The sequence below is a fragment of the Streptomyces sp. FXJ1.172 genome, assembly GCF_001636945.3.
Lineage (GTDB): Bacteria > Actinomycetota > Actinomycetes > Streptomycetales > Streptomycetaceae > Streptomyces.
The window spans coordinates 3223475-3247579 of sequence record NZ_CP119133.2 but is presented as its reverse complement, the minus strand read 5'-3'; the positions used below and the strand labels follow the sequence as shown (position 1 = coordinate 3247579).

Annotated in this window: 24 protein-coding genes and 5 tRNA genes; 20 read left to right on the top strand and 9 right to left on the bottom strand. The window is 71.6% G+C overall.

From position 1 onward, the window contains the following. Positions 1–127: 127 nt before the first annotated feature. From A6P39_RS14250 to A6P39_RS14210, 9 genes are all read left to right on the top strand, one after another. Positions 128–316: a hypothetical protein gene (locus tag A6P39_RS14250; RefSeq protein WP_067046111.1), complete on the top strand. Its 189-nt coding sequence runs from the start codon at positions 128–130 to the stop codon at positions 314–316. A gap of 299 nt (positions 317–615) precedes the next feature. Next, positions 616–1401, top strand: coding sequence for a fumarylacetoacetate hydrolase family protein (locus A6P39_RS14245; protein ID WP_067046113.1), 786 nt, complete (start codon positions 616–618; stop codon positions 1399–1401). Next, positions 1394–2878, top strand: coding sequence for a glutamate--tRNA ligase (gene gltX / locus A6P39_RS14240; RefSeq protein WP_079133405.1), 1485 nt, complete (start codon positions 1394–1396; stop codon positions 2876–2878). The genes A6P39_RS14245 and gltX overlap by 8 nt, the downstream gene beginning before the upstream one ends. Positions 2879–2959: 81 nt before the next feature. Then, a complete protein-coding gene (locus A6P39_RS14235) occupies positions 2960–3691 on the top strand; it encodes an HAD family hydrolase (protein WP_199840803.1) in 732 nt (243 codons plus the stop codon). 90 nt (positions 3692–3781) lie between these two features. Further along, positions 3782–3853, top strand: a tRNA-Gln gene (locus A6P39_RS14230). A 21-nt stretch (positions 3854–3874) separates the two neighbouring features. Continuing rightward, positions 3875–3947, top strand: a tRNA-Glu gene (locus A6P39_RS14225). 29 nt (positions 3948–3976) lie between these two features. Continuing rightward, positions 3977–4049: transfer RNA gene (locus A6P39_RS14220), tRNA-Glu, on the top strand. Positions 4050–4070: 21 nt separating this feature from the next. Continuing rightward, positions 4071–4142, top strand: a tRNA-Gln gene (locus A6P39_RS14215). A gap of 28 nt (positions 4143–4170) precedes the next feature. Next, positions 4171–4243, top strand: a tRNA-Glu gene (locus A6P39_RS14210). A gap of 53 nt (positions 4244–4296) precedes the next feature. On the opposite strand, the gene A6P39_RS14205 is transcribed toward A6P39_RS14210, so the two are convergent. After that, on the bottom strand, positions 4297–4941 hold the full coding sequence (locus A6P39_RS14205) for a MerR family transcriptional regulator (protein ID WP_067041160.1): 645 nt from the start codon (positions 4939–4941) through the stop codon (positions 4297–4299). Between the two features lie 82 nt (positions 4942–5023). Between A6P39_RS14205 and A6P39_RS14200 the strand changes: the two genes are divergently transcribed. Beyond that, positions 5024–5533, top strand: a complete 510-nt coding sequence (locus A6P39_RS14200; RefSeq protein ID WP_067041163.1) for a DUF4188 domain-containing protein — start codon at positions 5024–5026, stop codon at positions 5531–5533. A 77-nt stretch (positions 5534–5610) separates the two neighbouring features. Here the strand turns inward: A6P39_RS14200 and ndgR are convergent, their stop codons facing one another. After that, the gene (ndgR, locus tag A6P39_RS14195; RefSeq protein ID WP_030649197.1) at positions 5611–6327 is read right to left on the bottom strand and encodes an IclR family transcriptional regulator NdgR; all 717 of its coding nucleotides are present in this window, start codon (positions 6325–6327) and stop codon (positions 5611–5613) included. A 195-nt stretch (positions 6328–6522) separates the two neighbouring features. On the opposite strand from ndgR, the gene leuC reads away from it, so the two are divergent. The 4 genes from leuC to A6P39_RS14175 all read left to right on the top strand — a co-directional run bounded on the left by leuC (position 6523) and on the right by A6P39_RS14175 (position 9809). After that, a complete protein-coding gene (gene leuC / locus A6P39_RS14190) occupies positions 6523–7953 on the top strand; it encodes a 3-isopropylmalate dehydratase large subunit (protein WP_067041166.1) in 1431 nt (476 codons plus the stop codon). A gap of 6 nt (positions 7954–7959) precedes the next feature. After that, a complete protein-coding gene (gene leuD / locus A6P39_RS14185) occupies positions 7960–8553 on the top strand; it encodes a 3-isopropylmalate dehydratase small subunit (protein WP_067041169.1) in 594 nt (197 codons plus the stop codon). Positions 8554–8794: 241 nt separating this feature from the next. Further along, positions 8795–9025, top strand: coding sequence for a hypothetical protein (locus tag A6P39_RS14180; RefSeq protein ID WP_067041172.1), 231 nt, complete (start codon positions 8795–8797; stop codon positions 9023–9025). 136 nt (positions 9026–9161) lie between these two features. Beyond that, entirely contained in the window at positions 9162–9809 is a 648-nt protein-coding gene (locus tag A6P39_RS14175) for an HU family DNA-binding protein (protein ID WP_067041175.1), read from the top strand. An 80-nt stretch (positions 9810–9889) separates the two neighbouring features. Here the strand turns inward: A6P39_RS14175 and A6P39_RS14170 are convergent, their stop codons facing one another. Continuing rightward, a complete protein-coding gene (locus A6P39_RS14170) occupies positions 9890–10093 on the bottom strand; it encodes a hypothetical protein (RefSeq protein WP_067041178.1) in 204 nt (67 codons plus the stop codon). A 31-nt stretch (positions 10094–10124) separates the two neighbouring features. Further along, on the bottom strand, positions 10125–10763 hold the full coding sequence (gene cofC / locus A6P39_RS14165) for a 2-phospho-L-lactate guanylyltransferase (protein ID WP_067041180.1): 639 nt from the start codon (positions 10761–10763) through the stop codon (positions 10125–10127). Between the two features lie 198 nt (positions 10764–10961). On the opposite strand from cofC, the gene A6P39_RS14160 reads away from it, so the two are divergent. From A6P39_RS14160 to A6P39_RS14150, 3 genes are all read left to right on the top strand, one after another. Continuing rightward, positions 10962–11762: a lysophospholipid acyltransferase family protein gene (locus A6P39_RS14160; protein WP_067041183.1), complete on the top strand. Its 801-nt coding sequence runs from the start codon at positions 10962–10964 to the stop codon at positions 11760–11762. After that, a complete protein-coding gene (locus A6P39_RS14155) occupies positions 11759–12769 on the top strand; it encodes an NAD(P)H-dependent glycerol-3-phosphate dehydrogenase (protein WP_067041186.1) in 1011 nt (336 codons plus the stop codon). Before A6P39_RS14160 ends, A6P39_RS14155 begins: the two co-directional genes overlap by 4 nt. A gap of 81 nt (positions 12770–12850) precedes the next feature. Beyond that, the gene (locus A6P39_RS14150; RefSeq protein ID WP_067041189.1) at positions 12851–14008 is read left to right on the top strand and encodes a D-alanine--D-alanine ligase family protein; all 1158 of its coding nucleotides are present in this window, start codon (positions 12851–12853) and stop codon (positions 14006–14008) included. Positions 14009–14020: 12 nt separating this feature from the next. Here the strand turns inward: A6P39_RS14150 and A6P39_RS14145 are convergent, their stop codons facing one another. Together A6P39_RS14145 and A6P39_RS14140 are read right to left on the bottom strand one after the other, a co-directional pair. Then, on the bottom strand, positions 14021–14542 hold the full coding sequence (locus tag A6P39_RS14145; RefSeq protein WP_067041192.1) for a DUF3515 domain-containing protein: 522 nt from the start codon (positions 14540–14542) through the stop codon (positions 14021–14023). A 20-nt stretch (positions 14543–14562) separates the two neighbouring features. Continuing rightward, positions 14563–14796 carry an Lrp/AsnC family transcriptional regulator gene (locus tag A6P39_RS14140; RefSeq protein ID WP_003997603.1) on the bottom strand — a complete coding sequence of 78 codons (234 nt, stop codon included), beginning with the start codon at positions 14794–14796 and terminating at the stop codon, positions 14563–14565. A 249-nt stretch (positions 14797–15045) separates the two neighbouring features. Here A6P39_RS14140 and A6P39_RS14135 point away from each other — a divergent pair, with 249 nt between their 5' ends. Beyond that, a complete protein-coding gene (locus tag A6P39_RS14135) occupies positions 15046–16011 on the top strand; it encodes a thiamine-phosphate kinase (protein WP_067041195.1) in 966 nt (321 codons plus the stop codon). Then, entirely contained in the window at positions 16008–16820 is an 813-nt protein-coding gene (gene thiD / locus A6P39_RS14130; protein ID WP_067041198.1) for a bifunctional hydroxymethylpyrimidine kinase/phosphomethylpyrimidine kinase, read from the top strand. The genes A6P39_RS14135 and thiD overlap by 4 nt, the downstream gene beginning before the upstream one ends. An 89-nt stretch (positions 16821–16909) precedes the next feature. Here the strand turns inward: thiD and rpmB are convergent, their stop codons facing one another. Then, positions 16910–17095, bottom strand: coding sequence for a 50S ribosomal protein L28 (gene rpmB, locus A6P39_RS14125; RefSeq protein WP_003993230.1), 186 nt, complete (start codon positions 17093–17095; stop codon positions 16910–16912). 258 nt (positions 17096–17353) lie between these two features. Here rpmB and A6P39_RS14120 point away from each other — a divergent pair, with 258 nt between their 5' ends. Further along, positions 17354–19078 (top strand): DAK2 domain-containing protein, encoded by a 1725-nt coding sequence (locus A6P39_RS14120; protein WP_067041200.1) that lies wholly within the window; start codon positions 17354–17356, stop codon positions 19076–19078. A 51-nt stretch (positions 19079–19129) separates the two neighbouring features. On the opposite strand, the gene A6P39_RS14115 is transcribed toward A6P39_RS14120, so the two are convergent. Next, positions 19130–22114: a hypothetical protein gene (locus A6P39_RS14115; protein ID WP_067041203.1), complete on the bottom strand. Its 2985-nt coding sequence runs from the start codon at positions 22112–22114 to the stop codon at positions 19130–19132. Continuing rightward, a complete protein-coding gene (locus A6P39_RS14110) occupies positions 22114–23964 on the bottom strand; it encodes an HSP90 family protein (RefSeq protein ID WP_079133195.1) in 1851 nt (616 codons plus the stop codon). Before A6P39_RS14110 ends, A6P39_RS14115 begins: the two co-directional genes overlap by 1 nt. Between the last annotated feature and the right edge of the window lie 141 nt (positions 23965–24105).

Below are 24105 nucleotides of genomic sequence, written 5' to 3'. Positions count from 1 at the left end.
TGAGCAAACTCACATGCGCTGCGGGGGCAGTTGGCGCCATCGGCGGGGAATCGGATGTTTAGCCTGACGCTTTACAACAGGGACGACTCTGCAAACCCACTCGACCAGAGGGCACAGGACGACAACGGTGAAGACGACGATGATGTTCCACAAGATCGCCAACCCGCGGCGCACGACCCTGGCGCACCTGAAGGACGCCGACGAACTGCAGACGCCCGAGCTGCCGGAGCACTCCGTCGACCTCCCGCTGCAGACGGCCAACCCCAGGCGCACCGTCCTGGTCGACGTCCCGGCTCAGGCGATGGCCGCAGAGTAGCCCACGGGGGCTCACCTGTTCCGCTGAATTTCCGGTGCGACGATCCGGGGCCGTAATTCCCCGGACCTCCTTAATCGCAGCAGCCCGTGATCATCCGGAACAACCCCCGGCGGCCGCGCTCCCGCGGCCGCCGGCGCGTGTCGTACGGCCCGCGAGGGCACCCTCCGGGCGCCTCGAGGACCCCTTTTCCTGCGGCCACGCACCCCTCCCGGCGGGAATACCTATTCGGCCCGCGAGCGGTCCGACGGTTAACCTGAGGCGTCAGTACGCCGGTTCTAGTTGAGGGGCGCAAGGATCCCGTGCGCATCGCCAGGTTCTCCATCGACGGGAACGTCGCCTTCGGCGCGGTCGAGGGCGAGAAGCAGGACGAACTCGTCCTCGACATCATCAAGGGCATCCCGTTCGCGGACCACGAGCTGTCCGGTACGAAGGTGCCGCTGAGCAAGGTCAGGCTGCTCCCGCCGGTCCTCCCCAACAAGGTCGTCGCGTTCGGCCGCAACTACGCCGAGCACGCCCGTGAACTGGGCAACGAGGTGCCCGACGCCCCGTTCGCCTTCTTCAAGCCGTCCACCTCGGTGATCGGGCCCGGCGACGACATCCAGTACCCGCCGTTCTCCGAGGAACTGCACCACGAGGCCGAGCTGGCCGTCGTCATCGGCCGCATGTGCCGCGAGGTCCCGCGCGAGCGCGTCAAGGACGTGATCTTCGGCTACACCTGCGCCAACGACGTCACCGCCCGCGATGTGCAAAAGCGCGAGAAGCAGTGGGCCCGGGCCAAGGGCTTCGACACCTCCTGCCCGCTCGGCCCCTGGGTGGAGACCGGCCTGGACCTCGGGCGCGCGAACGACCTGACCGTCCAGCTCACCGTCAACGGCGAACAGCGTCAGCTGGGCCGCACGAGCGAGATGATCCACTCCATCGAGGACCTGGTCGTCAACATCTCCGAGGCCATGACCCTGCTCCCCGGCGACGTCATCCTCACCGGCACCCCCGCGGGGGTCGGCCCCCTGAACGTCGGCGACGAGGTCGCCGTCACCATCGAAGGCATCGGCACTCTCACCAACAAGGTTGTCAAGCGTGGCTAGCGCACCCGGCTCCCCCGTACGCGTCCGTTTCTGCCCCTCGCCCACCGGTAACCCCCATGTGGGCCTGGTCCGCACCGCCCTGTTCAACTGGGCGTTCGCCCGGCACCACCAGGGCACGCTGGTCTTCCGCATCGAGGACACCGACGCGGCCCGCGACTCGGAGGAGTCGTACAACCAGCTGCTGGACGCGATGCGCTGGCTCGGCTTCGACTGGGACGAGGGCCCCGAGGTCGGCGGCCCGCACGCGCCGTACCGGCAGTCGCAGCGCATGGACCTCTACAAGGAGGTCGCGCAGAAGCTGCTGGACGCCGGCCACGCCTACCACTGCTACTGCTCCCAGGAGGAGCTGGACACCCGCCGCGAGGCCGCCCGCGCCGCCGGCAAGCCCTCCGGCTACGACGGCCACTGCCGTGACCTGTCCGCCGAGCAGGTCGAGGAGTACCGGGCCCAGGGCCGCACGCCGATCGTCCGCTTCCGGATGCCGGACGAGACGATCACCTTCACCGACCTGGTCCGCGGCGAGCTGACCTTCACGCCCGAGAACGTGCCGGACTACGGCATCGTCCGCGCGAACGGCGCCCCGCTGTACACGCTGGTCAACCCGGTCGACGACGCCCTGATGGAGATCACCCACGTCCTGCGCGGCGAGGACCTGCTCTCCTCCACCCCGCGCCAGATCGCCCTGTACAAGGCGCTGACCGAGCTGGGCATCGCCAAGCAGACGCCCGCCTTCGGCCACCTGCCGTACGTGATGGGCGAGGGCAACAAGAAGCTCTCCAAGCGCGACCCGCAGTCGTCGCTGAACCTCTACCGCGAGCAGGGCTTCCTGCCCGAGGGCCTGCTCAACTACCTCTCCCTGCTGGGCTGGTCGCTCTCCGCCGACCAGGACATCTTCTCGGTCGAGGAGATGGTCGCGGCCTTCGACATCTCCGACGTGAACCCCAACCCGGCGCGCTTCGACCTGAAGAAGTGCGAGGCGATCAACGGCGACCACATCCGCATGCTGGACGTGAAGGACTTCACCGAGCGCTGCCGCCCGTGGCTGAAGGCCCCGTTCGCGCCCTGGGCGCCGGAGGACTTCGACGAGGCGAAGTGGGAGGCGATCGCCCCGCACGCGCAGACCCGTCTGAAGGTGCTCTCGGAGATCACCGACAACGTCGACTTCCTGTTCCTCGCCGAGCCGGCCGAGGACGAGGCCTCGTGGACGAAGGCGATGAAGGAGGGCTCCGACGCCCTGCTGCGCACCGCCCGCGAGAAGCTGGAGCGGGCCGACTGGACCTCCGCCGAGTCCCTGAAGGAGGCCGTCCTCGCCGCCGGCGAGGCGCACGGCCTCAAGCTCGGCAAGGCCCAGGCCCCGGTCCGCGTCGCCGTCACCGGCCGCACGGTCGGCCTGCCCCTCTTCGAGTCCCTGGAAGTCCTGGGCAAGGAGAAGACGCTGGCCCGCATCGACGCGGCCCTCGCCAAGCTCGCCGCGTAACCGCCGGGCAGCGCCAGGGGCGGCATCCGGAAGTGTCCGGATGCCGCCCCTGTTGTATTCGTCACGGGATAGGTTCGAACCATGACGATCAGAGCCGTGGTCTGGGACGTGGACGACACCCTGTTCGACTACACCGCAGCGGACCGGGAGGGCATGCGTGCCTATCTCGAGTCCGAGGGGCTGCTCGCCTGGTACGGCGGGCCCGACGAGGCGCTTCAGTGGTGGCGGGAGTGCACCGACCGGCAGTGGGCGCGGTACGCGGCGGGCGAGAGCACCTTCGAGGGGCAGCGGCGCGACCGCGTCCGGTACTTCCTGGGCGAGCCGCTCGGCGACGCCGAGGCGGACGCCTGGTTCGAGCGCTATCTGAACCATTACCAGGCAGCCTGGCGACTGTTCCCGGACGCCCTGCCCGCCCTGGACGCCCTCGCCGCCAGCCACCGGCACGCTGTGCTGTCCAACTCCAGCATCGTGGTCCAGGAGCACAAGCTGCGCACGCTCGGCATCCGCGACCGCTTCGAGGCCGTCCTGTGCGCCGCCGAGCTGGGTGTCGCCAAGCCGGACCCCGGTGCCTTCCTGGCGGTCTGCGAGGCCCTCGGGCTGCCCGCGCACGAGGTGGCGTACGTCGGCGACCACCCGGAGATCGACGGGCGGGGCGCCGCCGAGGCCGGGCTGCTGTCCGTGTGGATCGACCGCCGCGTGGCCCACCCGGACGCCGACGGGGCGGCCGTGGCGCACCGGATCACGACCCTCGCCGAACTCCCCGCGCTCGTCCGCGCGGATACCCGTTTTGGAGCCCCGTCCACCTTCGGGTAATGTTCTTCCTGCGCCGAGGGGAGCGGGCCGAAAGGCCGGAGCCCCGAGGAGCAAGCTAGAACGAGAACCCCACAGGGGCTTGAGTTCCAGTGGCCTATGGTGTAATTGGCAGCACGACTGATTCTGGTTCAGTTAGTCTTGGTTCGAGTCCAGGTAGGCCAGCTCGCAGAGCTTATCTGCAAAGCCCCCGTTGTGTAGCGGCCTAGCACGCTGCCCTCTCAAGGCAGTAGCGCCGGTTCGAATCCGGTCGGGGGTACTGATCCTGATCTTGTCGGGATCGCTAGGGCCCCCGTTGTGTAGCGGCCTAGCACGCCGCCCTCTCAAGGCGGTAGCGCCGGTTCGAATCCGGTCGGGGGTACTGACTGGTCTAAACCATCATTGGTCTATGGTGTAATTGGCAGCACGACTGATTCTGGTTCAGTTAGTCTTGGTTCGAGTCCAGGTAGACCAGCTCGGACCTGCGGAAACGCAGTGTCCATGCCCCCGTTGTGTAGCGGCCTAGCACGCCGCCCTCTCAAGGCGGTAGCGCCGGTTCGAATCCGGTCGGGGGTACAAGAGGAAGGCCCTCCGCTTCGGCGGGGGGCCTTCGTCGTGCCCGGCACCGGCTACTCGAAGCCGTACCGCCGCGTCGTCTCCTCCTCCTGGGCCAGCCGGTGCAGTGCCTGCAGCACCGGCTCGTTGAGGATCGCCCCCAGGACCGCGAACTCGATCCGTTCCGCCTCCGTCCGGTACGTCTCCAGGTTGTCCAGGTCGAGGACGGCCGTCCGGTGCATCAACTCGGCGTACGGGGCGAGGAGTTCGGCCCCGAAGCCGTAGCCGAGCCGGCGGAAGGCGGCCACCGCCACCACCAGCGAGCGGTACGCGGGGGAGATGGTCGTGAGCTGCTTGGCGTTCTCCCAGCCGAGCCGGTCCAGGAGGGCGTCGACCTCCTGGTGCGCGGCCCGGACGTACTCGTCGTCCGCGTCCGGCTCCGGCACCTGCGGCAGCGCCCACAGCGCCGCGCCCAGGCGGATCGAACGGGGCAGGGAGTCGTCGTCCACGTGCCCGAGCACCTCGCGCACCTTCGCCACCGGCACCCGGCCCACCTGGATCATCGCCCGCACCAGCCGCAGCCGGCGCAGGTGCTCCTCGTCGTACTCGGCCGTCGTGGCGTTGATCTGGCGGCCCGGCGGCAACAGCCCTTCGCGCAGGTAGTACTTGATCGTCGCGGTGGACACACCGCTGCGCTCGCTCAGCTCCGCCAGCCGCATCTCTTGCGCCTCTCCTTGGGAAGTGCCACTATCCAAGCATCACTCCTTGGATAGCTTCGCTCACCAACGAGGGGGAACGGTCATGGTGACCCGTACGACTGCTGACGCGAAGGGCGACGTCGTCGTCCTGTTGATCGGCATGCGCATCAACCGCTTCTGGGCGGTGCACCTGTGGGCGCCGGTGATGCTCGCGATGCTCCGCATGCTGAGGGACCTGCGCGGGGAGCCCGAGCGGGGTCTGCTCGGCCGCGTCCTGCTGACGGCTTCGCCGCGGACGTACTACGTCGTGCAGTACTGGGAGTCCAAGGAGAAGCTGTACGCCTACGCGACCGCGCCGGACGCCTTCCACCACAAGGCCTGGGCGCGCCTCAACCGCAAGGAGCGGGACGGGAAGCTGCGCGGGCAGGTCGGCATCTGGCACGAGTCGTACGTCGTGCCCGAGGGTTCGTACGAGGCGATCTACGGCGACATGCCCGCGTTCGGGCTGGCCGCGGCGCACGGGCAGATACCGCTGGAGAAGCGGGGCCGGTACGCGAAGGACCGGTTCGCCCACCGGTCGCAGCGGGCGACGGTGGACGGGAAGACCGGCTGACCGGGGGGACGGGGGAGCGAGGAGGGCCTGCCGCGGCGTTGAGGCAGGCCCTCCCCGGCGTTCCCGCGAAGGGCCGCTCAGCCCGAGCGGCGCAGGGCCTCGGAGAGGCGGGTGGCGGCGTCGATGACCGCCTGGGCGTGCATGCGGCCCGGGTGGCGCGTCAGGCGCTCGATCGGCCCCGAGACGGACACGGCGGCCACCACGCGGTTGGAGGGGCCGCGTACGGGCGCGGAGACGGAGGCCACGCCCGGCTCGCGCTCACCGATGGACTGGGCCCAGCCGCGCCGCCGGACGCCCGACAGGGCCGTCGCCGTGAAGCGGGCGCCCTGCAGGCCGCGGTGCAGGCGCTCGGGCTCCTCCCAGGCCAGCAGGATCTGCGCCGAGGAGCCGGCCTTCATGGTGAGCGTGGAACCCACCGGGACCGTGTCCCGCAGGCCCGACAGGCGCTCCGCCGCGGCCACGCAGATGCGCATGTCACCCTGGCGCCGGTAGAGCTGCGCGCTCTCGCCCGTGACGTCACGCAGGTGCGTGAGCACGGGGCCGGCCGTCGCGAGCAGGCGGTCCTCGCCGGCCGCGGCCGCCAGCTCCGCGAGGCGCGGGCCGAGAATGAAACGGCCCTGCATGTCGCGTGCCACCATGCGGTGGTGTTCCAAGGCCACGGCCAGGCGGTGAGCCGTGGGTCGAGCCAGTCCGGTGGCCCCGACCAGACCCGCGAGGGTGGCCGGACCGGACTCCAGAGCGCTCAGGACGAGGGCCGCCTTGTCCAGAACGCCGACGCCGCTACTGTTGTCCATGCAACGATACTCACGTCTCACTCTGTGAAACGCAAGTTCAATTTTCCGTGGAACGCGCCACCCTGGAATCACACAGGCGGCCCGCGGACCAACGGGCCCGGTGGTGGACGCCCGGAAACACACCTGGGGCGCGGGCGTCTCCTCCTCAAGATCTCTAGTTGTGCCGGCGCAGCTTTGCCGGCCGGAGGGAAAGCGATGGGTAGGACACTCGCGGAGAAGGTCTGGGACGACCATGTCGTCCGGCGCGCCGAGGGCGAGCCCGACCTCCTCTACATCGATCTGCACCTGCTGCACGAGGTGACCAGCCCGCAGGCCTTCGACGGGCTGCGCAAGAGCGGCCGGCAGGTGCGACGTCTCGACCTCACCATCGCGACCGAGGACCACAACACCCCGACCCTCGACATCGACAAGCCCATCGCGGACCCCGTCTCCCGCGCCCAGCTGGAGACGCTGCGCAAGAACTGCGCCGAGTTCGGGGTGCGGCTGCACCCGCTGGGCGACGTCGAGCAGGGCGTCGTGCACGTGGTCGGCCCGCAGCTGGGCCTGACGCAGCCCGGTACCACGGTCGTCTGCGGCGACTCGCACACCTCCACGCACGGTGCCTTCGGCGCGCTGGCGTTCGGCATCGGCACCTCGCAGGTCGAGCACGTGCTGGCCACCCAGACGCTGCCCATGGCCCGCCCGAAGACCATGGCCATCACCGTCGAGGGCGAGCTGCCCGAGGGCGTCACCGCCAAGGACCTGATCCTGGCGATCATCGCGAAGATCGGCACCGGCGGCGGCCAGGGCTACGTCCTGGAGTACCGCGGCCCCGCCATCGAGAAGCTCTCGATGGAGGCCCGGATGACCATCTGCAACATGTCGATCGAGGCCGGTGCCCGCGCGGGCATGATCGCCCCCGACGAAACGACCTTCGCGTACCTCAAGGACCGCCCGCACGCCCCCGAGGGCGCCGACTGGGACGCGGCCGTCGCGTACTGGAAGACCCTGCGCACCGACGACGACGCCGTCTTCGACGCCGAGGTCGTCATCAACGCCGCTGAGCTGTCGCCGTTCGTCACCTGGGGCACCAACCCCGGCCAGGGCGCGCCGCTTTCGGCATCCGTCCCCGACCCGGCTTCGTACGAAGACGCTTCGGAGCGCTTCGCCGCCGAAAAGGCCCTGGAGTACATGGGGTTGGAGGCCGGCCAGCCGCTGCGCTCCATCAAGGTGGACACCGTGTTCGTAGGCTCCTGCACCAACGGCCGCATCGAGGACCTGCGCGCCGCCGCGAGCATCCTCAAGGACCGCAAAGTCGCCGACGGCGTACGGATGCTGGTCGTCCCGGGCTCCGCGCGGGTCGGTCTGCAGGCCGTCTCCGAGGGCCTGGACGTGGTCTTCAAGGAGGCCGGTGCCGAATGGCGGCACGCGGGCTGCTCGATGTGTCTCGGCATGAACCCCGACCAGCTGGCCCCCGGTGAGCGCTCCGCGTCCACCTCCAACCGCAACTTCGAGGGCCGGCAGGGCAAGGGCGGTCGTACGCACCTGGTGTCGCCGCAGGTCGCGGCGGCCACCGCCGTCCTCGGCCACCTGGCCTCGCCCGCCGACCTGACCGACGTAACCGCCGCCGCGCCCGCTGGAGTCTGATCAGCCATGGAAGCATTCACCACGCACACCGGCCGGGCCGTCCCGCTGCGCCGCAGCAACGTCGACACCGACCAGATCATCCCTGCTCACTGGCTCAAGAAGGTGACCCGGGACGGTTTCGAGGACGGGCTGTTCGAGGCCTGGCGCAAGGACGGCGAGTTCGTCCTCAACCGTCCCGAGCGGCAGGGCGCGACCGTCCTGGTCGCCGGCCCCGACTTCGGCACCGGCTCCTCCCGCGAGCACGCGGTGTGGGCGCTGCAGAACTACGGCTTCAAGGCCGTGATCTCCTCCCGCTTCGCGGACATCTTCCGGGGCAACTCGCTGAAGAACGGCCTGCTCACGGTGGTCCTGGAGCAGAAGATCGTGGACGCGCTGTGGGAGCTGACCGAGTCGGACCCGAAGGCCGAGATCACCGTCGACCTGGAGAAGCGCGAGGTGCGCGCCGAAGGCGTCACCGCCTCCTTCGAGCTGGACGAGAACTCCCGCTGGCGGCTGCTGAACGGCCTGGACGACATCTCCATCACACTCCAGAACGACGCCGACATCGCCGCCTACGAGGCCAAGCGGCCGTCCTACAAGCCGCGCACGCTCCAGGTCTGATTTCAGCCACCGCAACACCCCGTCTGTACCCCCGATCGCCACGATTGGGGGTACAGCCATGTCTGGACCCGTACGGACCTGCGCACCTCGTGCGCTGCCCTCAACTTCCCACGTTAGGGCGGCCGTTGACGGGGTAGGTGAGTGCAGTGATCGCGACCTCCGCAAGTGCCTGGAAGGCCATTTGAGGCGGCAGTTGCACCCTGCGCAGGCGACAACTCGCCCCAGATGGCACAATCTGTGCATGGAACACGACGGCCAACTCCAGCTCTATACGGCGGTCGCGAACCAGCTGAAGGAAGCGCACGCAAGGGTGCGCGCACTGCAAGTCCCGGAGGGCGTACGGATGGCGCTGACCCGGAAGCTGCTGGTCATTACGGCCGCGGCCAAGCACGATCTCGCCGCGGCGGCAAGGCGGCTCGAGCGGTTCAACGCGGACCTCGACGCGGGGCGGATGCCCGAAGAGGATCGCTGAACAGCCCGGAACCGTCGAGTCTGTTGCGGCACAAGGGTGATAAGCCCGTTTCGTGTTTGATTTGCGGTATATATCTGCCTAACGTGCGAAAAAGCTTGAACACTTTCGTTCTGGCGATGTCTCCGAAGGGGAAGACGTGAACAAGGCGCAGCTCGTAGAAGCGATTGCCGACAAGATGGGTGGCCGCCAGCAGGCTGCCGATGCTGTCGATCATGTCCTGGACGCCATCGTCCGCGCGGTCGTCGCGGGCGAGCGGGTCTCGGTCACCGGCTTCGGGTCCTTCGAGAAGGTGGACCGCCCCGCCCGCTACGCCCGCAACCCCCAGACGGGCGAGCGGGTTCGGGTCAAGAAGACCTCTGTGCCGCGCTTCCGCGCCGGCCAGGGTTTCAAGGACCTGGTGAGCGGCTCGAAGAAGCTCCCGCGCGGCGGCGAGGTAGCCGTGAAGAAGGCACCCAAGGGCAGCCTCACCGGCGGCGCCGCCGCGACGGTCAAGAAGGCCGCGGCGAAGAAGACCACCAAGGCGGCCGCGAAGAAGGTCACGGCCAAGAAGGCGGCTCCGGCGAAGAAGACGACGGCCGCCGCGAAGAAGGCCGCGGTGAAGAAGACCACCGCGAAGAAGACCACGGCCGCCGCCAAGACCACCGCGGCCAAGAAGGCCACCGCCAAGAAGGCGACGGCCAAGAAGGCCCCGGCCAAGAAGGTCACCGCGAAGAAGGCGCCGGCCAAGAAGTCGACCGCCCGCAAGACCACGGCGAAGAAGGCCACTGCCCGCAAGGCGTCGTAAGGCCGCCGGGCACCCACGCGCCGGGCCGGGCTCCCCTGGGGAGCCCGGCCCGCGGCGTGTGCAGGGGCAGGTGGGACCGGTTACAGGGTCTGAAGGGTCACGAGCGTGATCCTGAGGGCGTCGCCCTCGCCCTCGGTCTCGATCCGCACCCGCTGCCCCGGGCGCAACAGCAGCAGGCCTCCGGCGTCGAACGCCGCGGTGTCGTACGGCACGGGGGTGCCGTCGTCGAGCAGCACCTGGCCGCTGCGGGTTGCCGGGTCGTAGGTGTACGCGGTGGCCTGCATGATGTTCAGCCTAGTGTCCTTTCGGGGTGCTTCAGGTGCCAGGGATCAGCAATCCCGCCGACACCGCGGCCGTATGCGGTCCGACCCCGAGGGCCAGCGCCGCGCGCAGATCGTCCCCGGTGTCCACGTCCTGTCGTACCGAATCCACCCCGGCCGGCGTGAGTTCCCTCGCGCCCGTGGCCCGGTGGCGGTTGCGGGAATCGAGGCCGAACGCCGGGCGCAATTCCTGTTCGGGTCCCGCGGCCAGCAGCGTCGTGCCGATCGCCGCGGCGTCCGGGAGGAAAGAACGGGGGAATTCAGCGGCAGCGTCCAGTACCCGCGCCAGTTCCCGCGGGCGCAGCGCCGGCAGATCGGCGTTCAGGGCCGCCACGGCCGCACCGGGGCACATGGTGCGTACGACGGCCGCGCCATGCGCCAGAGCGGCGTTCAGGCCCCCTGCGGGGGTGTCCGGGACGATCCGCGCGCCGAGTGCCGCCAGCTCGCGCCCGGCCAGTTGGTCGTCCGTGACGACTGCCACACCCGCCACTGCCGTGCACGCCAGCGCCGCGGCCACCGTGTCCTGCGCGAACGCCAGGGCCAGCCCCGGGCGCACCCCGTCCGCGGCCGTGTCCGACAGCCTGCTCTTGGCCCGCTTCAGCGGCTTCAGCGGGATGACCAAGGTCCACTGCACCGGCGTACCGTCCCTCTCTTGTCGCGCTCATTGTCACCCGGCACATCCGGGGGCACGGGTATCGGGAGGCGTGCGAAGCGCCTTGCAAGGGTGGGGGCGGGTGACGGGCGGGCGTACGGTGTTCTCGACAGACCGGCGGCCCGGAGCGACACTTGTGCGGCCCCCGCCGGGGTGGCGTCCCTAGAGGAAGGTGTCCTTGTGCCCCGCCGCAGAATCGGCTTCTGGTATCGCTTCGCCGCGGTGCTCTGCAAACCGCCGCTGGTGGTTCTGATCAAGCGGGACTGGCGCGGAATGGAAAACATTCCGGCCGAGGGCGGATTTATCACCGTGGTGAACCACAATTCCCACGTGGACCCCTTCGCGTACGCGCACTATCAGTACAACACCGGACGGGTTCCGCGATTCCTGGCGAAGAGCGGACTTTTCAAGAAGGGATTCGTCGGCGCCGCCATGCGCGGTACCGGACAGATCCCGGTCTACCGCGAGTCCACCGACGCGCTCAGCGCCTTCCGGGCCGCCATCGACGCCGTCGAGCGCGGCGAGTGCGTGGCCTTCTACCCCGAGGGCACCCTCACCCGGGACCCGAACGGCTGGCCCATGACGGGCAAGACGGGCGCCGCGCGTGTGGCCCTGCAGACCAAGTGCCCGGTCGTCCCGGTCGCCCAGTGGGGCGCCAACGAACTGCTGCCGCCGTACGCCAAGAAGCCGAACCTCTTCCCGCGCAAGACCCATCACGTGCTCGCGGGCCCGCCCGTGGACCTCTCGCGCTTCTACGACAAGGAGATGACCCCGGACCTGCTCAAGGAGGCCACCGAGGTCATCATGGCGGCCATCACGAGCCGGCTCGAGGAGATCCGCGGCGAGAAGGCGCCGAAGACGCCCTACGACCCACGCCGCGAGCGGATCGAACAGCGCCGCCGCACCCAGGCGCAGACGCAGCCGCAGACCCAGGCGCAGTCGCAGACGCAGGGCAAGGCACCGGAAGGGCAGGGCAAGTGAGCAAGGCGGTCAAGGCGGCGGTCCTCAGCGCCGGTTCGTGGGGCACGGCCTTCGCCATCGTGCTCGCCGACGCCGGGTGCGAGGTCACCCTGTGGGCCCGGCGTGCCGAGGTCGCGGAGGCGATCAACACCACCCGCACCAACCCCGACTACCTGCCGGGCGTCGAACTCCCCGAGAACGTCCGGGCGACCACCGACCCCGCCGAGGCCGCGGCCGGCGCCGACTTCACGGTCCTGTCGGTCCCCTCCCAGACCCTGCGCGAGAACCTCGCCGAGTGGACCCCGCTGCTCGCCCCGGACACCGTGCTCGTCTCCCTGATGAAGGGCGTCGAACTCGGCTCCGCCATGCGGATGAGCGAGGTCATCGAGGACGTCGCCAAGGTCGGGGCCGATCGCATCGCCGTGGTCACCGGGCCCAACCTGGCCCGCGAGATCGCCGCCCGCATGCCCGCCGCAGCGGTCGTCGCCTGCACCGACGAGGCCGTCGCCCGGCGCCTGCAGGCCGCCTGCCACACGCCGTACTTCCGGCCGTACACGGAAACCGACGTGGTGGGCTGCGAGCTGGGCGGTGCCGTGAAGAACGTCATCGGGCTCGCCGTCGGCATCGCGGACGGCATGGGGCTCGGCGACAACGCCAAGGGTTCGCTGATCACCCGCGGACTCGCCGAGACCGCGCGGCTCGGTGTCGCGCTCGGCGCCGACCCGCTGACCTTCTCCGGACTCGCCGGCCTCGGCGACCTGGTCGCCACCTGCTCCTCGCCCCTGTCGCGCAACCACACCTTCGGCACCAACCTCGGCAAGGGCATGACCCTGCAGGAGACCATCGCGGTCACCAAGCAGACCGCCGAAGGCGTCAAGTCCTGCGAATCCGTGCTGGATCTGGCCCGCCGGCACGGCGTCGACATGCCGATCACCGAGACGGTCGTCGCGATCGTGCACGAGGGCAAGTCGCCCGTGGCCGCCGTCAAGGAGCTGATGTCGCGCAGCGCGAAGCGCGAACGACGCTGAGCGAACGCGCCCGTCCTTGTTCGCCGCGGGCCGGAGCCGACGCTGTATCCGGGCTCTACCAACGGGTACTCTCAACGCGATATGAGCACCGAGAACCTTCCCCAGAGCCCTGAGCAGCCGTCGCGGAAGCCGCGCGTGGCCGTCGTGTTCGGCGGGCGCAGCTCCGAACACGGGATCTCCATGGTCACCGCCGGCGCCGTCCTGAGCGCCATCGACCGGACGAAGTACGACGTACTGCCGATCGGCATCACGCGGGAGGGCCGTTGGGTGCTGACGGCCGACGAACCGGAGCGGATGGCCATCACCGACCGGCGCGTGCCCGCCGTCGAGGACATGGCCGAGTCGGCCGAGGGCGGCGTGGTGCTCCCCGTCGACCCCGCCAACCGCGAGGTCGTCTACAGCGAGCCCGGCTCCGTGCCCAAGGCGCTCGGCGAGGTCGACGTGGTCTTCCCGGTGCTGCACGGCCCGTACGGCGAGGACGGCACCCTGCAGGGCCTGCTGGAGCTGTCCGGGGTGCCGTACGTGGGCGCCGGTGTGCTCGCCTCGGCCGTCGGCCAGGACAAGGAGTACATGAAGCGGATCTTCACCTCCTACGGGCTCGAGGTCGGCCCGTACATGGTGATCCGGCCGCGCGAGTGGGCGCAGGATGAGTCCGCCGCCCGCAAGAAGATCGTCGACTTCGCCGGCGAGCACGGCTGGCCGCTGTTCGTGAAGCCCGCGCGCGCGGGTTCGTCGATCGGCATCACCAAGGTCGACGACCTGTCCGGCCTGGACGAGGCGATCGCCACCGCGCAGGCCCACGACCCGAAGATCCTGGTCGAGGCCGCCGTGCGGGGCCGTGAGATCGAGTGCGGCGTCCTGGAGTTCGAGGACGGCCCGCGCGCCTCCGTGCCGGCCGAGATCCCGCCGCCGGACGCGCACGCGTACTACGACTTCGAGGCCAAGTACATCGACTCCACTCCCGGCATCGTCCCCGCGCCGCTGACGGCGCAGGAGACCGCGCGGGTGCAGGAGCTGGCGGTGCAGGCCTTCGAGGCGGTCTCCTGCGAGGGCCTGGTCCGCGCGGACTTCTTCCTCACCGAGGACGGCGAGTTCGTGATCAACGAGGTCAACACCCTGCCGGGATTCACGCCGATCTCGATGTACCCGCAGATGTGGCAGGCCAGCGGCATCGGCTACCCCGAGCTGATCGACCGCCTGGTGCAGGCGGCGCTGCGCCGCTCGACCGGCCTTCGCTGACGAGCCGGCCGGTCACCCGCGCATGGAGGCGATCCCCGTGGGGATCGCCTTCTTCACGGCGGGCGCGAGATCCGTGAGGACTCCCGTGCCCTCGTCCTGCGCGGACATCCCCTTGGGCAGGCTGATCTGCACATAGGCCACGCGGCCCGCCGTGGTGAACCGCCAGGTGCCGTCGCTCTGCTTCTCCATCAGCCAGTCGACGCCGTTCACCCCGCCCGCGATCGCGTCGGGGTCACCGCCCTCGGCCACCTTCGGGTCGATCATCTTCGGCGGCCGTGCGACACCGCAGCGCAGTATGATCGCCGGGCTTCCCCAGCCCGCCGTGTAGGCGGACCGGGGTTCGGGATCGTTGCGGCTCCGTCCGTCGAGCTTCTGCGGCAGCACCCGGTGCAGATCCCGGCACACCGGCGCCGTCTTCGCGTCGGGGCTGGGAACCGCCACCGCGGCACTGTCGTCTGCCGAGGAACAGCCCGCGACCGCGAGCAGCAGCGCGGGCACGAGCAGGGCGAAGGGCCGGTGACGGAAGATGTTCACCGGCCAAGCGTAGACGGGGGCTACAGATGCACGACCGGACAGGTCAGGGTGCGCGTGATGCCGTCCACCTGCTGGACTTTCGCGACCACCATGCGACCGAGGTCGTCGACCGTGTCGGCCTGGGCGCGCACGATGACATCGTACGGACCCGTCACGTCCTCGGCCTGGATCACTCCAGGGATCTTGCTGATCGTCTCGGCGACGGTCGACGCCTTGCCGACCTCCGTCTGGATCAGGATGTACGCCTGTACCACGGAACCTCCAGGGCGGCCACGAGGATCATGTGGGGAAAAGGAACGCCACGGTATCGCGTCGCCGCTCCCCGCGGGGAGACCTGCGGGAACCGGGCTTGCGCGCCAGGGTGCAGGCACGACGGAGGTTGACGGTCGTCCTCGACCGCAACGGACGGTCATCCTGACCGCAACGACGGTCAACTCGACCGTATCGGGGACACTGATGTCGCGCGAGTGGGCACGGCACGGCAGAGAAGGGGAGCCAGGGAAATGAAGGGCACTGTTGGTGAGCTGGGGGAGTTCGGGCTCATCAGGGAGCTCACCTCCCGCCTCACCACCACCCCGGCGGTCCGGATCGGCCCCGGCGACGACGCCGCGGTGGTCGCCGCACCCGACCGGCGCGTGGTGGCGAGCACCGACATCCTGCTGGAGGGCCGGCATTTCCGCCGCGACTGGTCCACGGCCTACGACGTCGGCCGCAAGGCCGCCGCACAGAACCTCGCCGACATCGCCGCGATGGGCGCCGTACCGACCGCGCTGCTGCTCGGCCTGGTCGTCCCGGCCGAACTCCCGGTCACCTGGCCGAGCGAGATGATGGACGGGCTGCGCGACGAGTGCCAGGTGGCGGGCGCCTCCGTGGTCGGCGGGGACGTCGTGCGCGGCGACACGATCATGGTGTCGATCACCGCGCTCGGCGATCTGCGCAACCAGGAACCCGTCACGCGCGCGGGTGCCCAGCCCGGCGACCTGGTCGCCGTCACGGGCTGGCTGGGCTGGTCCGCGGCCGGCTACGCGGTCCTCTCCCGGGGCTTCCGCTCGCCGCGCGCCTTCGTCGAGGCCCACCGCCGTCCCGAACCGCCGTACCACGCGGGTCCGGCCGCCGCCGCGCTCGGCGCGACCGCGATGTGCGACGTGAGCGACGGCCTGATCGCCGACCTCGGGCACATCGCCGAGGCCAGCAAGGTCCGCATCGACATCCGTTCCGGCGCGATCGACATCCCGACCCAGATGAACGACATCGGCCAGGCCGTCGGCGTGGACCCGCTGCAGTGGGTGCTGACCGGGGGAGAGGACCACGCGATCGTGGCGACCTTCCCGTCGGACGCCAAGCTCCCGGCCCGCTGGAAGGTCATCGGTGAGGTCCTCAACCCCTCCGCGCTGCCCCAGGTGACCGTCGACGGGGCGCCCTGGACCAGCAAGGGCGGCTGGGACCACTTCGGGGACATCGAGTCATGAGTGCGCCGGGTGTGCCCGCGCGCGTACTGACGGTGGCCGGCTCCGACTCCGGCGGCGGGGCGGGCATCCAGGCCGACCTGAAGACGATGCTGGCGCTCGGCGTGCACGGGATGAGTGTGATCACGGCCGTGACCGCACAGAACTCCCTGGGCGTCCAGGGGGCCTGGGAACTGCCCGTGGAGGCCGTACGGGCCCAGTACCGCAGCGTCGTGGACGACATCGGCGTCCAGGCCGTGAAGACCGGCATGCTGGCCTCGGCGGAACTGGTCGAGGCGGTCGCCGAGTTGATCTCCGGCACGGACGCCCCGGCCGTGGTGGACCCGGTCGGCGTCTCCAAGCACGGCGATCCGCTGCTGGCCGCCTCCGCGCTGGATTCCGTACGGCGGAAACTGCTGCCGGCGGCGACCGTGGCGACCCCGAACCTCGACGAGGTGGCCCAACTCACGGGGGTCCACGTCGAGTCGGAGGACGATCTGCGACGGGCCGCGGAGGCCGTGCTGGAGCACGGGCCGCGCTGGGTGCTGATCAAGGGCGGGCATCTGGCGGGCGGGAACGAGGCAGTGGACCTGCTGACGGACGGCTCGGCGGAGCACTGGCTGCGGGCCCCGCGCCACGACAACCGGCACACGCACGGCACGGGCTGCACGCTGGCCTCCGCGATCGCGTCGGGGCTGGCGAAGGGGCAGAGCGTGCCGGAGGCCGTCGCGGCGGCCAAGGAGTACGTCACAGGGGCCATCGCGGCCGGGTTCGCGCTGGGGGCGGGGATCGGGCCGGTGGATCACGGCTGGCGGTTCAGGTCACCTCGGTGATCTTGCGGTACGGCAAAAAGCCGGCCCACCCGGAGGTGGACCGGCTCAGTGCAGCGAACCAGCAGTGGCCGCGCGCTCAGCTGTTGGCGTCAGCGCGAGACCTTGCCGGCCTTGATGCACGAGGTGCAGGCGTTCACGCGCTTCGGCGTCCCGCCGACCACGGTACGCACACGCTGGATGTTCGGGTTCCAGCGGCGGGACGTACGGCGGTGCGAGTGCGAGATGTTGTTGCCGAAGCCCGGCCCCTTGCCGCAGACGTCGCAGTTGGCAGCCACGGGTCACTCCAAAGACTTCAGATGCACTTACGGATAATCCCGGCATGCCGGGATCGAGATCTTAGTACCTGAGATCTGAGTGGCGGTGCCAGGGGAACGGCCCGATCGGGATCGGGCAACCGGAGCAGCATACAACGACTGCGTCCGTACAACGAAACTACCATGGCAGCTCAGGGCCCCGCTCCCGGCCCTCTTCCGGTGGACACCCGCTCGGGGTCTACGCTGCGTCCCACGTACGGCCGGCTCAGGGAGGCGCAGGTGGCGCAGGTGCCGCAGACATTCTTCGATGCTCTCGCGGTGCGCACCTGGTGCGGTCTGGCGCTCGGCGCGCTGGGGCGCGCCCGCGAGGAGATCGACGCGATCAACGTCTATCCGGTGGCCGACGGGGACACCGGCACGAACCTGTACCTCACCCTGGAATCGGCGGCGACGGCCGTGGAGGCCGTGTTCGCCGGGTACGAGACGGGCTCCGCCGAGCCGTCCCTCGCGGACGCCGTGCACGCGATGGCCCACGGGGCGCTCATCGGGGCCCGGGGCAACTCCGGGACGATCCTCGCGCAGCTGCTGCGCGGCATGGCCCAGGTGCTCTCGCAGGGCGGTGGGGCGTCTCACATCGACGGGTCCGGGCTGCGGCTGGCGCTGCGCCGGGCCGCCGACTCCGCCCGCGAGGCCGTGGCCCACCCCGTCGAGGGCACGGTGCTGACGGTCGCCTCGGCCGCGGCGGAGGCCGCCGAGGGGGCCGAGGGCGACTGCGCGGCGGTGGCGCGGGCGGCCTACGAGGGCGCGCGGGCGGCCCTGGCGGCCACTCCGGGCCAGCTGGAGGTGCTGGGCAGGGCCGGGGTGGTCGACGCGGGCGGACGCGGCCTCGTGGCGGTGCTGGGGGCCTTGGTGGAGGCGTTCACGGGGGAGGCGGTACGGGAGGCTGTGCGGGAGAACCCGAGGGCCCCGGGCACCGTGTCCGAGGGGCACGCGCGTGCAGCGGCCGTCTCCGATCCCTGGGCGCACGCGCGCGTGGGAGCCGTTTCCGACGCCGGGCCCTGTGCCGACGCGGCGGGCACCGACGGGCCGGCCTACGAGGTGATCTATCTCCTGGAGGCCGACGACACGGCCGTGCACCGGCTCCGGGAACGGCTCGACGTCCTCGGTGACTCCCTGGTCGTCGTCGGCGGGGACGGGCTGTGGAACGTCCATGTGCACGTCGACGACGCGGGCGCCGCCGTGGAGGCGGGCGTGGAGGCCGGGCGGCCGTACCGGATCCGGATCACGCACTTCGGGCTCGGGGACGTGCACGCCGGGCGTGCGCGGGCGCCGCGCGAGCGCGTCCAGCGGGCCGTCGTCGCCGTCGTACCCGGCGAGGGCCTGGCCGGGCTGTACGCCGAGGCCGGCGCCACCACCGTCCTCGCGCGCCCCGGGGAGCCGCCCGCCAGCGGGGAACTGGTGCAGGCGCTGCGACGGGCCCACGCGCGCGAGGTCGTCCTGCTGCCGAACGACGCCGAACTGCGCCACACGGCTGCCGCGGCCGCCGAGCAGGCCCGTTCCGAGGGCATCCGGGTGGCCCTGATCCCGACCCGCTCGGCGGTCCAGGGCATCGCCGTGCTCGCCGTGCACGAGTCCGGGCGGCGGTTCGACGAGGACGTCGTCCAGATGACCTCGGCGGCGGGTGCCACCCGGTACGCCGAGGTCGTCGTCGCCGAGGCCCAGTCCTGGACGACGGCGGGTATCTGCCAGGCCGGGGACGTCCTCGGCCTGATCGACGGCGACGTGGCGGTGATCGGCCCCGACGTCACCGTCACCGCCACCGCCGTCCTGGACCGCATGCTCCAGGCCGGCGGCGAACTGGTCACCCTCGTCGTCGGCGACGAGGCCCCCGGAGCCGTCGCCGAGCATCTGGAGGCCCGGGTCCGGGAGTCCTACCTGGCCGTGGACACGGTGGTGTACCGGGGCGGCCGGCAGGGCGCGCTGCTGCTCATCGGCGTCGAGTGAGGGCCGGGGAGCGGGAGCCGGGACAGTGAGAGCCGGGGGCGCGGGCGGGGCTCACTGGTCCGGCTCGAGCATCTGGGCGGCCTCCGCCCGCCGCTCCCGTACGGTCGCGTCCTCGTCGCCGGCGTCCTCGTAGGCCGCGAGCACGGCACGCGCGCGTGCGGCCGCCCCGGCGGGCCGGCCGAGGTCGGCCTCCAGCCAGCCCGCGGCGAGTTCGGCGCCGGTACGGCCGTGCAGCCCGTCCGCGCCCAGTGAGCCGAACAGCGCGACCGCCCGGTCCATCTGGACCAGCGCCGCCTCGAACGCGGCCCGGATCACACCGTCCTCGGCCTCCTCGGCGTCCTCGGTCGCCGAGCGGGCCAGCAGATCGCCGAACTGGCGGTGGGTGGCGCCCAGTTCGGCCGTGAGCTGCTCCCGGGCCGACGGGTCCGCCGCGGCACGCAGGGCGTCCTCGCAGGTGCGCACCGCCTGTGCCATCAGGTCCCGGGCGCCCTCCGTGCCGGCCTCGCCGCGCAGCGCCAGCCACGCGCGGGCGCGCAGCGAGCGGACGAGGAAGTGCGGATTGCCCAGCGCCCGCCACAGCTCGCCCGCGCGCGCGTAGGCCTGCTCCGCCTCCGCCGGCATACCGGCGTGGCCCAGGGACTCGGCGGCGAGGTGGGCGAGCGTGGCGTGGTCCTGCTGCTCGGGCCAGTGCCGGGCGATCTCGGCCGCCTGCAGCCGGCGCTCCGCGGCCGCCCGGTGATCGTCCAGCTCGCCCAGGCAGTCGCCGAGCCACCACAGCGCCTGGACCACGGCCCCGTCGCCGTGCGCTTGGACGGACAGGTCGGCCAGGGCCGACTCCAGCACCTCCGCGGCCTCCGCGCAGCGGCCCTGGCGCAGCAGGAGGCCGCCCAGCTGCTGCCGGGCCCAGGCGCCCAGCGTGCCGCTCTCACCCGCCTCGTCGGCCCAGTGGGCGGCCTGCAGGGCGTGCTCGGCGGCCTCGGCGGGCTCGCCCCGGCCGCCGATCACCTCGGCGAGCTGCAGATGCAGCTGGGCCCGCCCGACCGGTTCCACGTACGGGCCGCCGTACTCCAGGGCGCAGCGCAGTGCCTGCTCGGCCCCGGCCAGGTCACCGGCCTGATGGGCCAGCGCCGCGACCTGCACCTCGTACTCCACGGCGAACCACCCGAGCCCCGCGTCGACGTAGTCGCTGGCCGCCCGCCGGAACAGCTCCGCGGCCCGTCCGGCGTCCCCGCGCAGCGCCGCCAGCTCGGCGAGCATCGCCCGTGCCTCCGCGGCCCGGGCCGCCAGCCGCACATCGTCCGAGCACCGGCCGTCGACGAGAGCGAGCACCTCACGCACGGCGCGCTCGGCCCGCCCGGCAGCCTCCGTCCGATCTCCCGGGCCCACCCCGCCCGGCACCGGTTCCGCAGGGCTCGCCTCCTGGGCCGCCGCAGCACCCTCGAGCACCGCCCCCTCGTGCACCCGGCGCATCAGGATGCGGGCCCGGCTCATCACCACCGAGGCGGTCTGCCGCACCCCGGTGCCCTCGTCGGCGTACAGGGCGAGGATCTCGTCGTAGAGGCCCGTGACCATGGCCAGGGCCGTGTCCACCTCGCCCGTCAGCGCGCGGACGTACGCCCCGCGCGCGCGTGCAGCCAGCGCCTCGCCGACGTCGCCCGCCTCCGCGTACAGCGCCGCGGCCCGTTCGAACAGCTCGATGCCCTCGGGGCCGCGGGCCATGGCCTCGTGGTCGGTGATCTCCGCGCGGTCGCGCGGCTCCAGCTCCGCGTCCTGCGCGGCCTGTGCCACGGCCGCCCACGCCTGGAGCGCGTGCGGCTGCAGGGTCTCCGACAGCCGCCGTGCCTCGGCGAGCAGGGTGGCCAGGCCGGATGCGGCGCGGATCTCGGGCGCCGGGGGCGGGGCCGCCGGCGCCGGTGCGGTGCGCGCCGTACGCACGCCCAGCGGCAGGCGGTCGAGAAGCGGCCGCTGGTCCATACGCGCGCGTGCCCGGTCGCCGGCGTACGACGTGCCGTTGCGCCGGTCGAACCGCTCGGCCAGTTCGAGGGTCTCGGCGCGCGCGTGGACGGCGAGTTCGCGTGCCGTCCAGGTCCGCCCGGCCGGCCCCGGCACCCGCCGGGAGCCGAGGCCCAGTTCGGTCAGCCGGTCCATCAGCAGGGTCACCACGGCCATGAAGTCGAGCCGGCTGCGCGGATGCCCGGCGTCCGTGAAGTACGCCGGCCGCTCGGCGAGCAGCTCCAGGCCGCGCGCCTCGTTGCCGGTCAGTGCGCAGAACTCCACATGGTCGGCGTACGCGCCGCGCATGCTCTCCATCGGCCGCACCAGCCGGAAGCCGCGCAGATGGTTCGCGCGGGCCTCGTCCGCCCGGCCCAGGCGCAGCAGCGGGGCCAGCGAGGACGCCAGCACGGTGTGCGGCTCGTGCGCGCAGGCGAACTCGCCCTCCAGCACCGGCCGCCACAGCTCGAGCGCCTCCGCGTCCCGGCCGAGCGTGACCTGCCAGTCGCCCTGCCCGTGCAGCTCGCACGCGTGGCAGTCGGCCATCTCGTCCCGGTCGGCGGCCAGCCACGCGGCGTACGCCCGCTTCGCGCGCGCGTGGTCGCCGATGTGCGCGGCCACGCTGAACTCGGCACTGCGCACGGCCCGTTCCGAGTGCCCGGCGAGCCGGTAGCGGTGCGCCATCTCGGCGAGCCACTTCTCGATCGAGGCGAGCGGGACGTGCGGCTGGTCCAGCATGCCCGCCGACATCCACTTGAAGACCCAGTGCAGCGAGTGCGTCTCGTAGGCGTCGAAGTCCTCGGGCCGTTCGTCCCACATGCGCAGCAGCCGCGCGAACGGGACGAACATCTTGTCCTTCTCGGAACTGTAGTTGTAGACCTTCAGCTGGTGCCCGAGCGCCTCGATCACGGCGAGCGGTACGTCCAGCCGCTCGGCGTCGGCGAGGAGTTGCTCCGCGCGCGCGTTGCGGGCGGGCCCCTCCGGCTGTTCGGCGTTCTCCGCCATCGCCCGGCGCAGCGCGTCGAAGTCCGTGACGTCACCCATCAGCGACCGTTCTCCCCTTGCGTGGACCCGCCGTGTGTGGCCCACTCCAGCAGGCCGATGAACGCCCGGTTGAGCAGCGCCGAGTCGGCCGGCCGCAGCGGGCGCTGCGCCATCAGCAGGGCCTGCCCGTACAGCGACTCGGTGGCGGTGCCGATCAGCTCCGGGTCCGCCAGCGAACCGATCCTGCGCACCAGCGGGTTGAGGTGGTTGAGCACCAGACGCGCGCGCGGGGCGCTGCCGCGCAGCGAGCCCAGGATGCCCGCCCACAGGTCGTCGGCCCGCTCCTCGGCCGCCGCGCGCGCCTGCTCGTGCCGGGCGGCCCGGTCGTCCAGGTGCAGCGCGGGCACCGACAGCGGGTGGAAGGCCCGCAGGACGACGTCACAGCCCAGCGGGTCCAGCTTCGCCCGCGCGGCCGCGAGGAAGCCCGACAGGGCCAGTTCCTCGGCCGGGTCCACCGCGTCCAGGTGCGCGGTCACCGTGTCCGCGTCCAGCTCGGCGACCGCCGTCCCCGGCCGCACCGACGGCAGCGCCTCGACCAGCTCGCTGTCGTACGTGTAACCGCCGTTGACCACACCGATGCCCTGCGCGGAGGCGATCGGCGCGACCTGCCGGTACTCCTCGACGGTCCGCGTGAAGTGCACCACCGGGTGGCGCTGCGCGAACTCCTCCAGGGACAGCTGCCCGTCGGTCGTCTCGAACGGCAGCCACGGCAGCATCGTGCGCAGCATCTCGCCGTCGTGCCGGGCGAGGGACTTCACACCGAGGTGGTGCACGGCGAGGAAGGCCCGCAGCCGCTCCGGATCGCCGGCGGCGAGCCCGGTCAGCCAGGACCGGATCCGCATCCCCAGCGCGTCCCGTACGGCGGCCAGCGTCTCGTCCTCGTACAGCGACTCGCGCGAGGCCGTGGGGCGCAGACTGTCGGTGTCCAGCACACAGCGCACGAAGAACGCCCAGTCGGGCAGCAGCTGTTCGGCCCGCTCGGTCAGCAGCATGCCCTTCAGGTGCACCCGGTGCCCCGCCCGCTGGGCCGGGCTCACGGCGGAGGGCAGCACGTACGCCACCCCGCGGATCCCGGCCAGCGGCACGTCCAGGTCGACCGAGTCCAGCGGCACGAACCCGAACTGCTCCTGACAGTGCCGGGCCAGCGCCACCCTTCTGCTCGCGGGACTCGGATGGGGCCGGTCCCACGGCGCGGGCAGATCGGTGACCGGCTCCCCGTCCACCCGGACGTCGTAGGGCAGCAGCGAGCCGAAGTCCCGGGCCAGGGTCAGGACCCGCCCGGGCGCGAGCCACTCGGCGGCGCCCGCGCGCGCGGTCAGGTACACGGTGGTGCCCGGCTCGGGCCGTGCCGGGCCGTCCAGCGTGCGCACGGTGTACGACCCGTCGTCGCGCGCCGTCCACTCGACCGGCGGCGCGGCGGGCGTACGGGCGCTGCGGCTGACCACGCGGATCCGCTCGGCCACGACGAAGCAGGCGAGCAGGCCGATGCCGAACTGGCCGAGGAAGCCGGACCGCGTCTCGCGCAGACCCTCGGCCCGCTTGGAGCTGCGCCCGATGGTGGCCAGCAGTTCGTGCACGTCCGACTCGGTGAGCCCGATGCCGCTGTCCTCGATGCGCAGCCCGCCGTCCGCCGTGTGCAGCCGGACCAGTGCCGGGGCGTCCGGCTCCTCGGCCCGCCGGGCGGTGACGGCGTCGACGGCGTTCTGCAGCAGCTCGCGCAGGTACACCCTGGGGCTGGAGTAGAGGTGGTGGGAGAGCAGGTCCACCAGGCCACGCAGGTCCACCTGGAACGTGTGTGGTGGATGGGGTGACTGGGATGCCTGGGATGACTGTGAGGTCTGGGAGTCCATCGTCACTGCGCCGCAGGGGGGAGCGCGTGCGGCGCGGGGTCGGGCGGTCCCGGAGGGGGCGGTGACCGCGGAAAGGATGGCTGGAGCGCGCCATCCTAGAGCCGGATCAGCCCACCTGACCAGGAGTTTCCCGGATCTTGA

Coding starts and splice junctions, on each gene's coding strand:
- A6P39_RS14235 (WP_199840803.1), top strand. CDS start 2,960: ATGACGATCAGAGCCGTGGTCTGGGACGTGGACGACACCCTGTTCGAC.
- A6P39_RS14205 (WP_067041160.1), bottom strand. CDS start 4,941: ATGCGGCTGGCGGAGCTGAGCGAGCGCAGCGGTGTGTCCACCGCGACG.
- A6P39_RS14200 (WP_067041163.1), top strand. CDS start 5,024: ATGGTGACCCGTACGACTGCTGACGCGAAGGGCGACGTCGTCGTCCTG.
- ndgR (WP_030649197.1), bottom strand. CDS start 6,327: ATGGACAACAGTAGCGGCGTCGGCGTTCTGGACAAGGCGGCCCTCGTC.
- leuC (WP_067041166.1), top strand. CDS start 6,523: ATGGGTAGGACACTCGCGGAGAAGGTCTGGGACGACCATGTCGTCCGG.
- leuD (WP_067041169.1), top strand. CDS start 7,960: ATGGAAGCATTCACCACGCACACCGGCCGGGCCGTCCCGCTGCGCCGC.
- A6P39_RS14180 (WP_067041172.1), top strand. CDS start 8,795: ATGGAACACGACGGCCAACTCCAGCTCTATACGGCGGTCGCGAACCAG.
- A6P39_RS14170 (WP_067041178.1), bottom strand. CDS start 10,093: ATGCAGGCCACCGCGTACACCTACGACCCGGCAACCCGCAGCGGCCAG.
- A6P39_RS14150 (WP_067041189.1), top strand. CDS start 12,851: ATGAGCACCGAGAACCTTCCCCAGAGCCCTGAGCAGCCGTCGCGGAAG.
- A6P39_RS14135 (WP_067041195.1), top strand. CDS start 15,046: ATGAAGGGCACTGTTGGTGAGCTGGGGGAGTTCGGGCTCATCAGGGAG.
- thiD (WP_067041198.1), top strand. CDS start 16,008: ATGAGTGCGCCGGGTGTGCCCGCGCGCGTACTGACGGTGGCCGGCTCC.
- A6P39_RS14115 (WP_067041203.1), bottom strand. CDS start 22,114: ATGGGTGACGTCACGGACTTCGACGCGCTGCGCCGGGCGATGGCGGAG.
- A6P39_RS14110 (WP_079133195.1), bottom strand. CDS start 23,964: ATGGACTCCCAGACCTCACAGTCATCCCAGGCATCCCAGTCACCCCAT.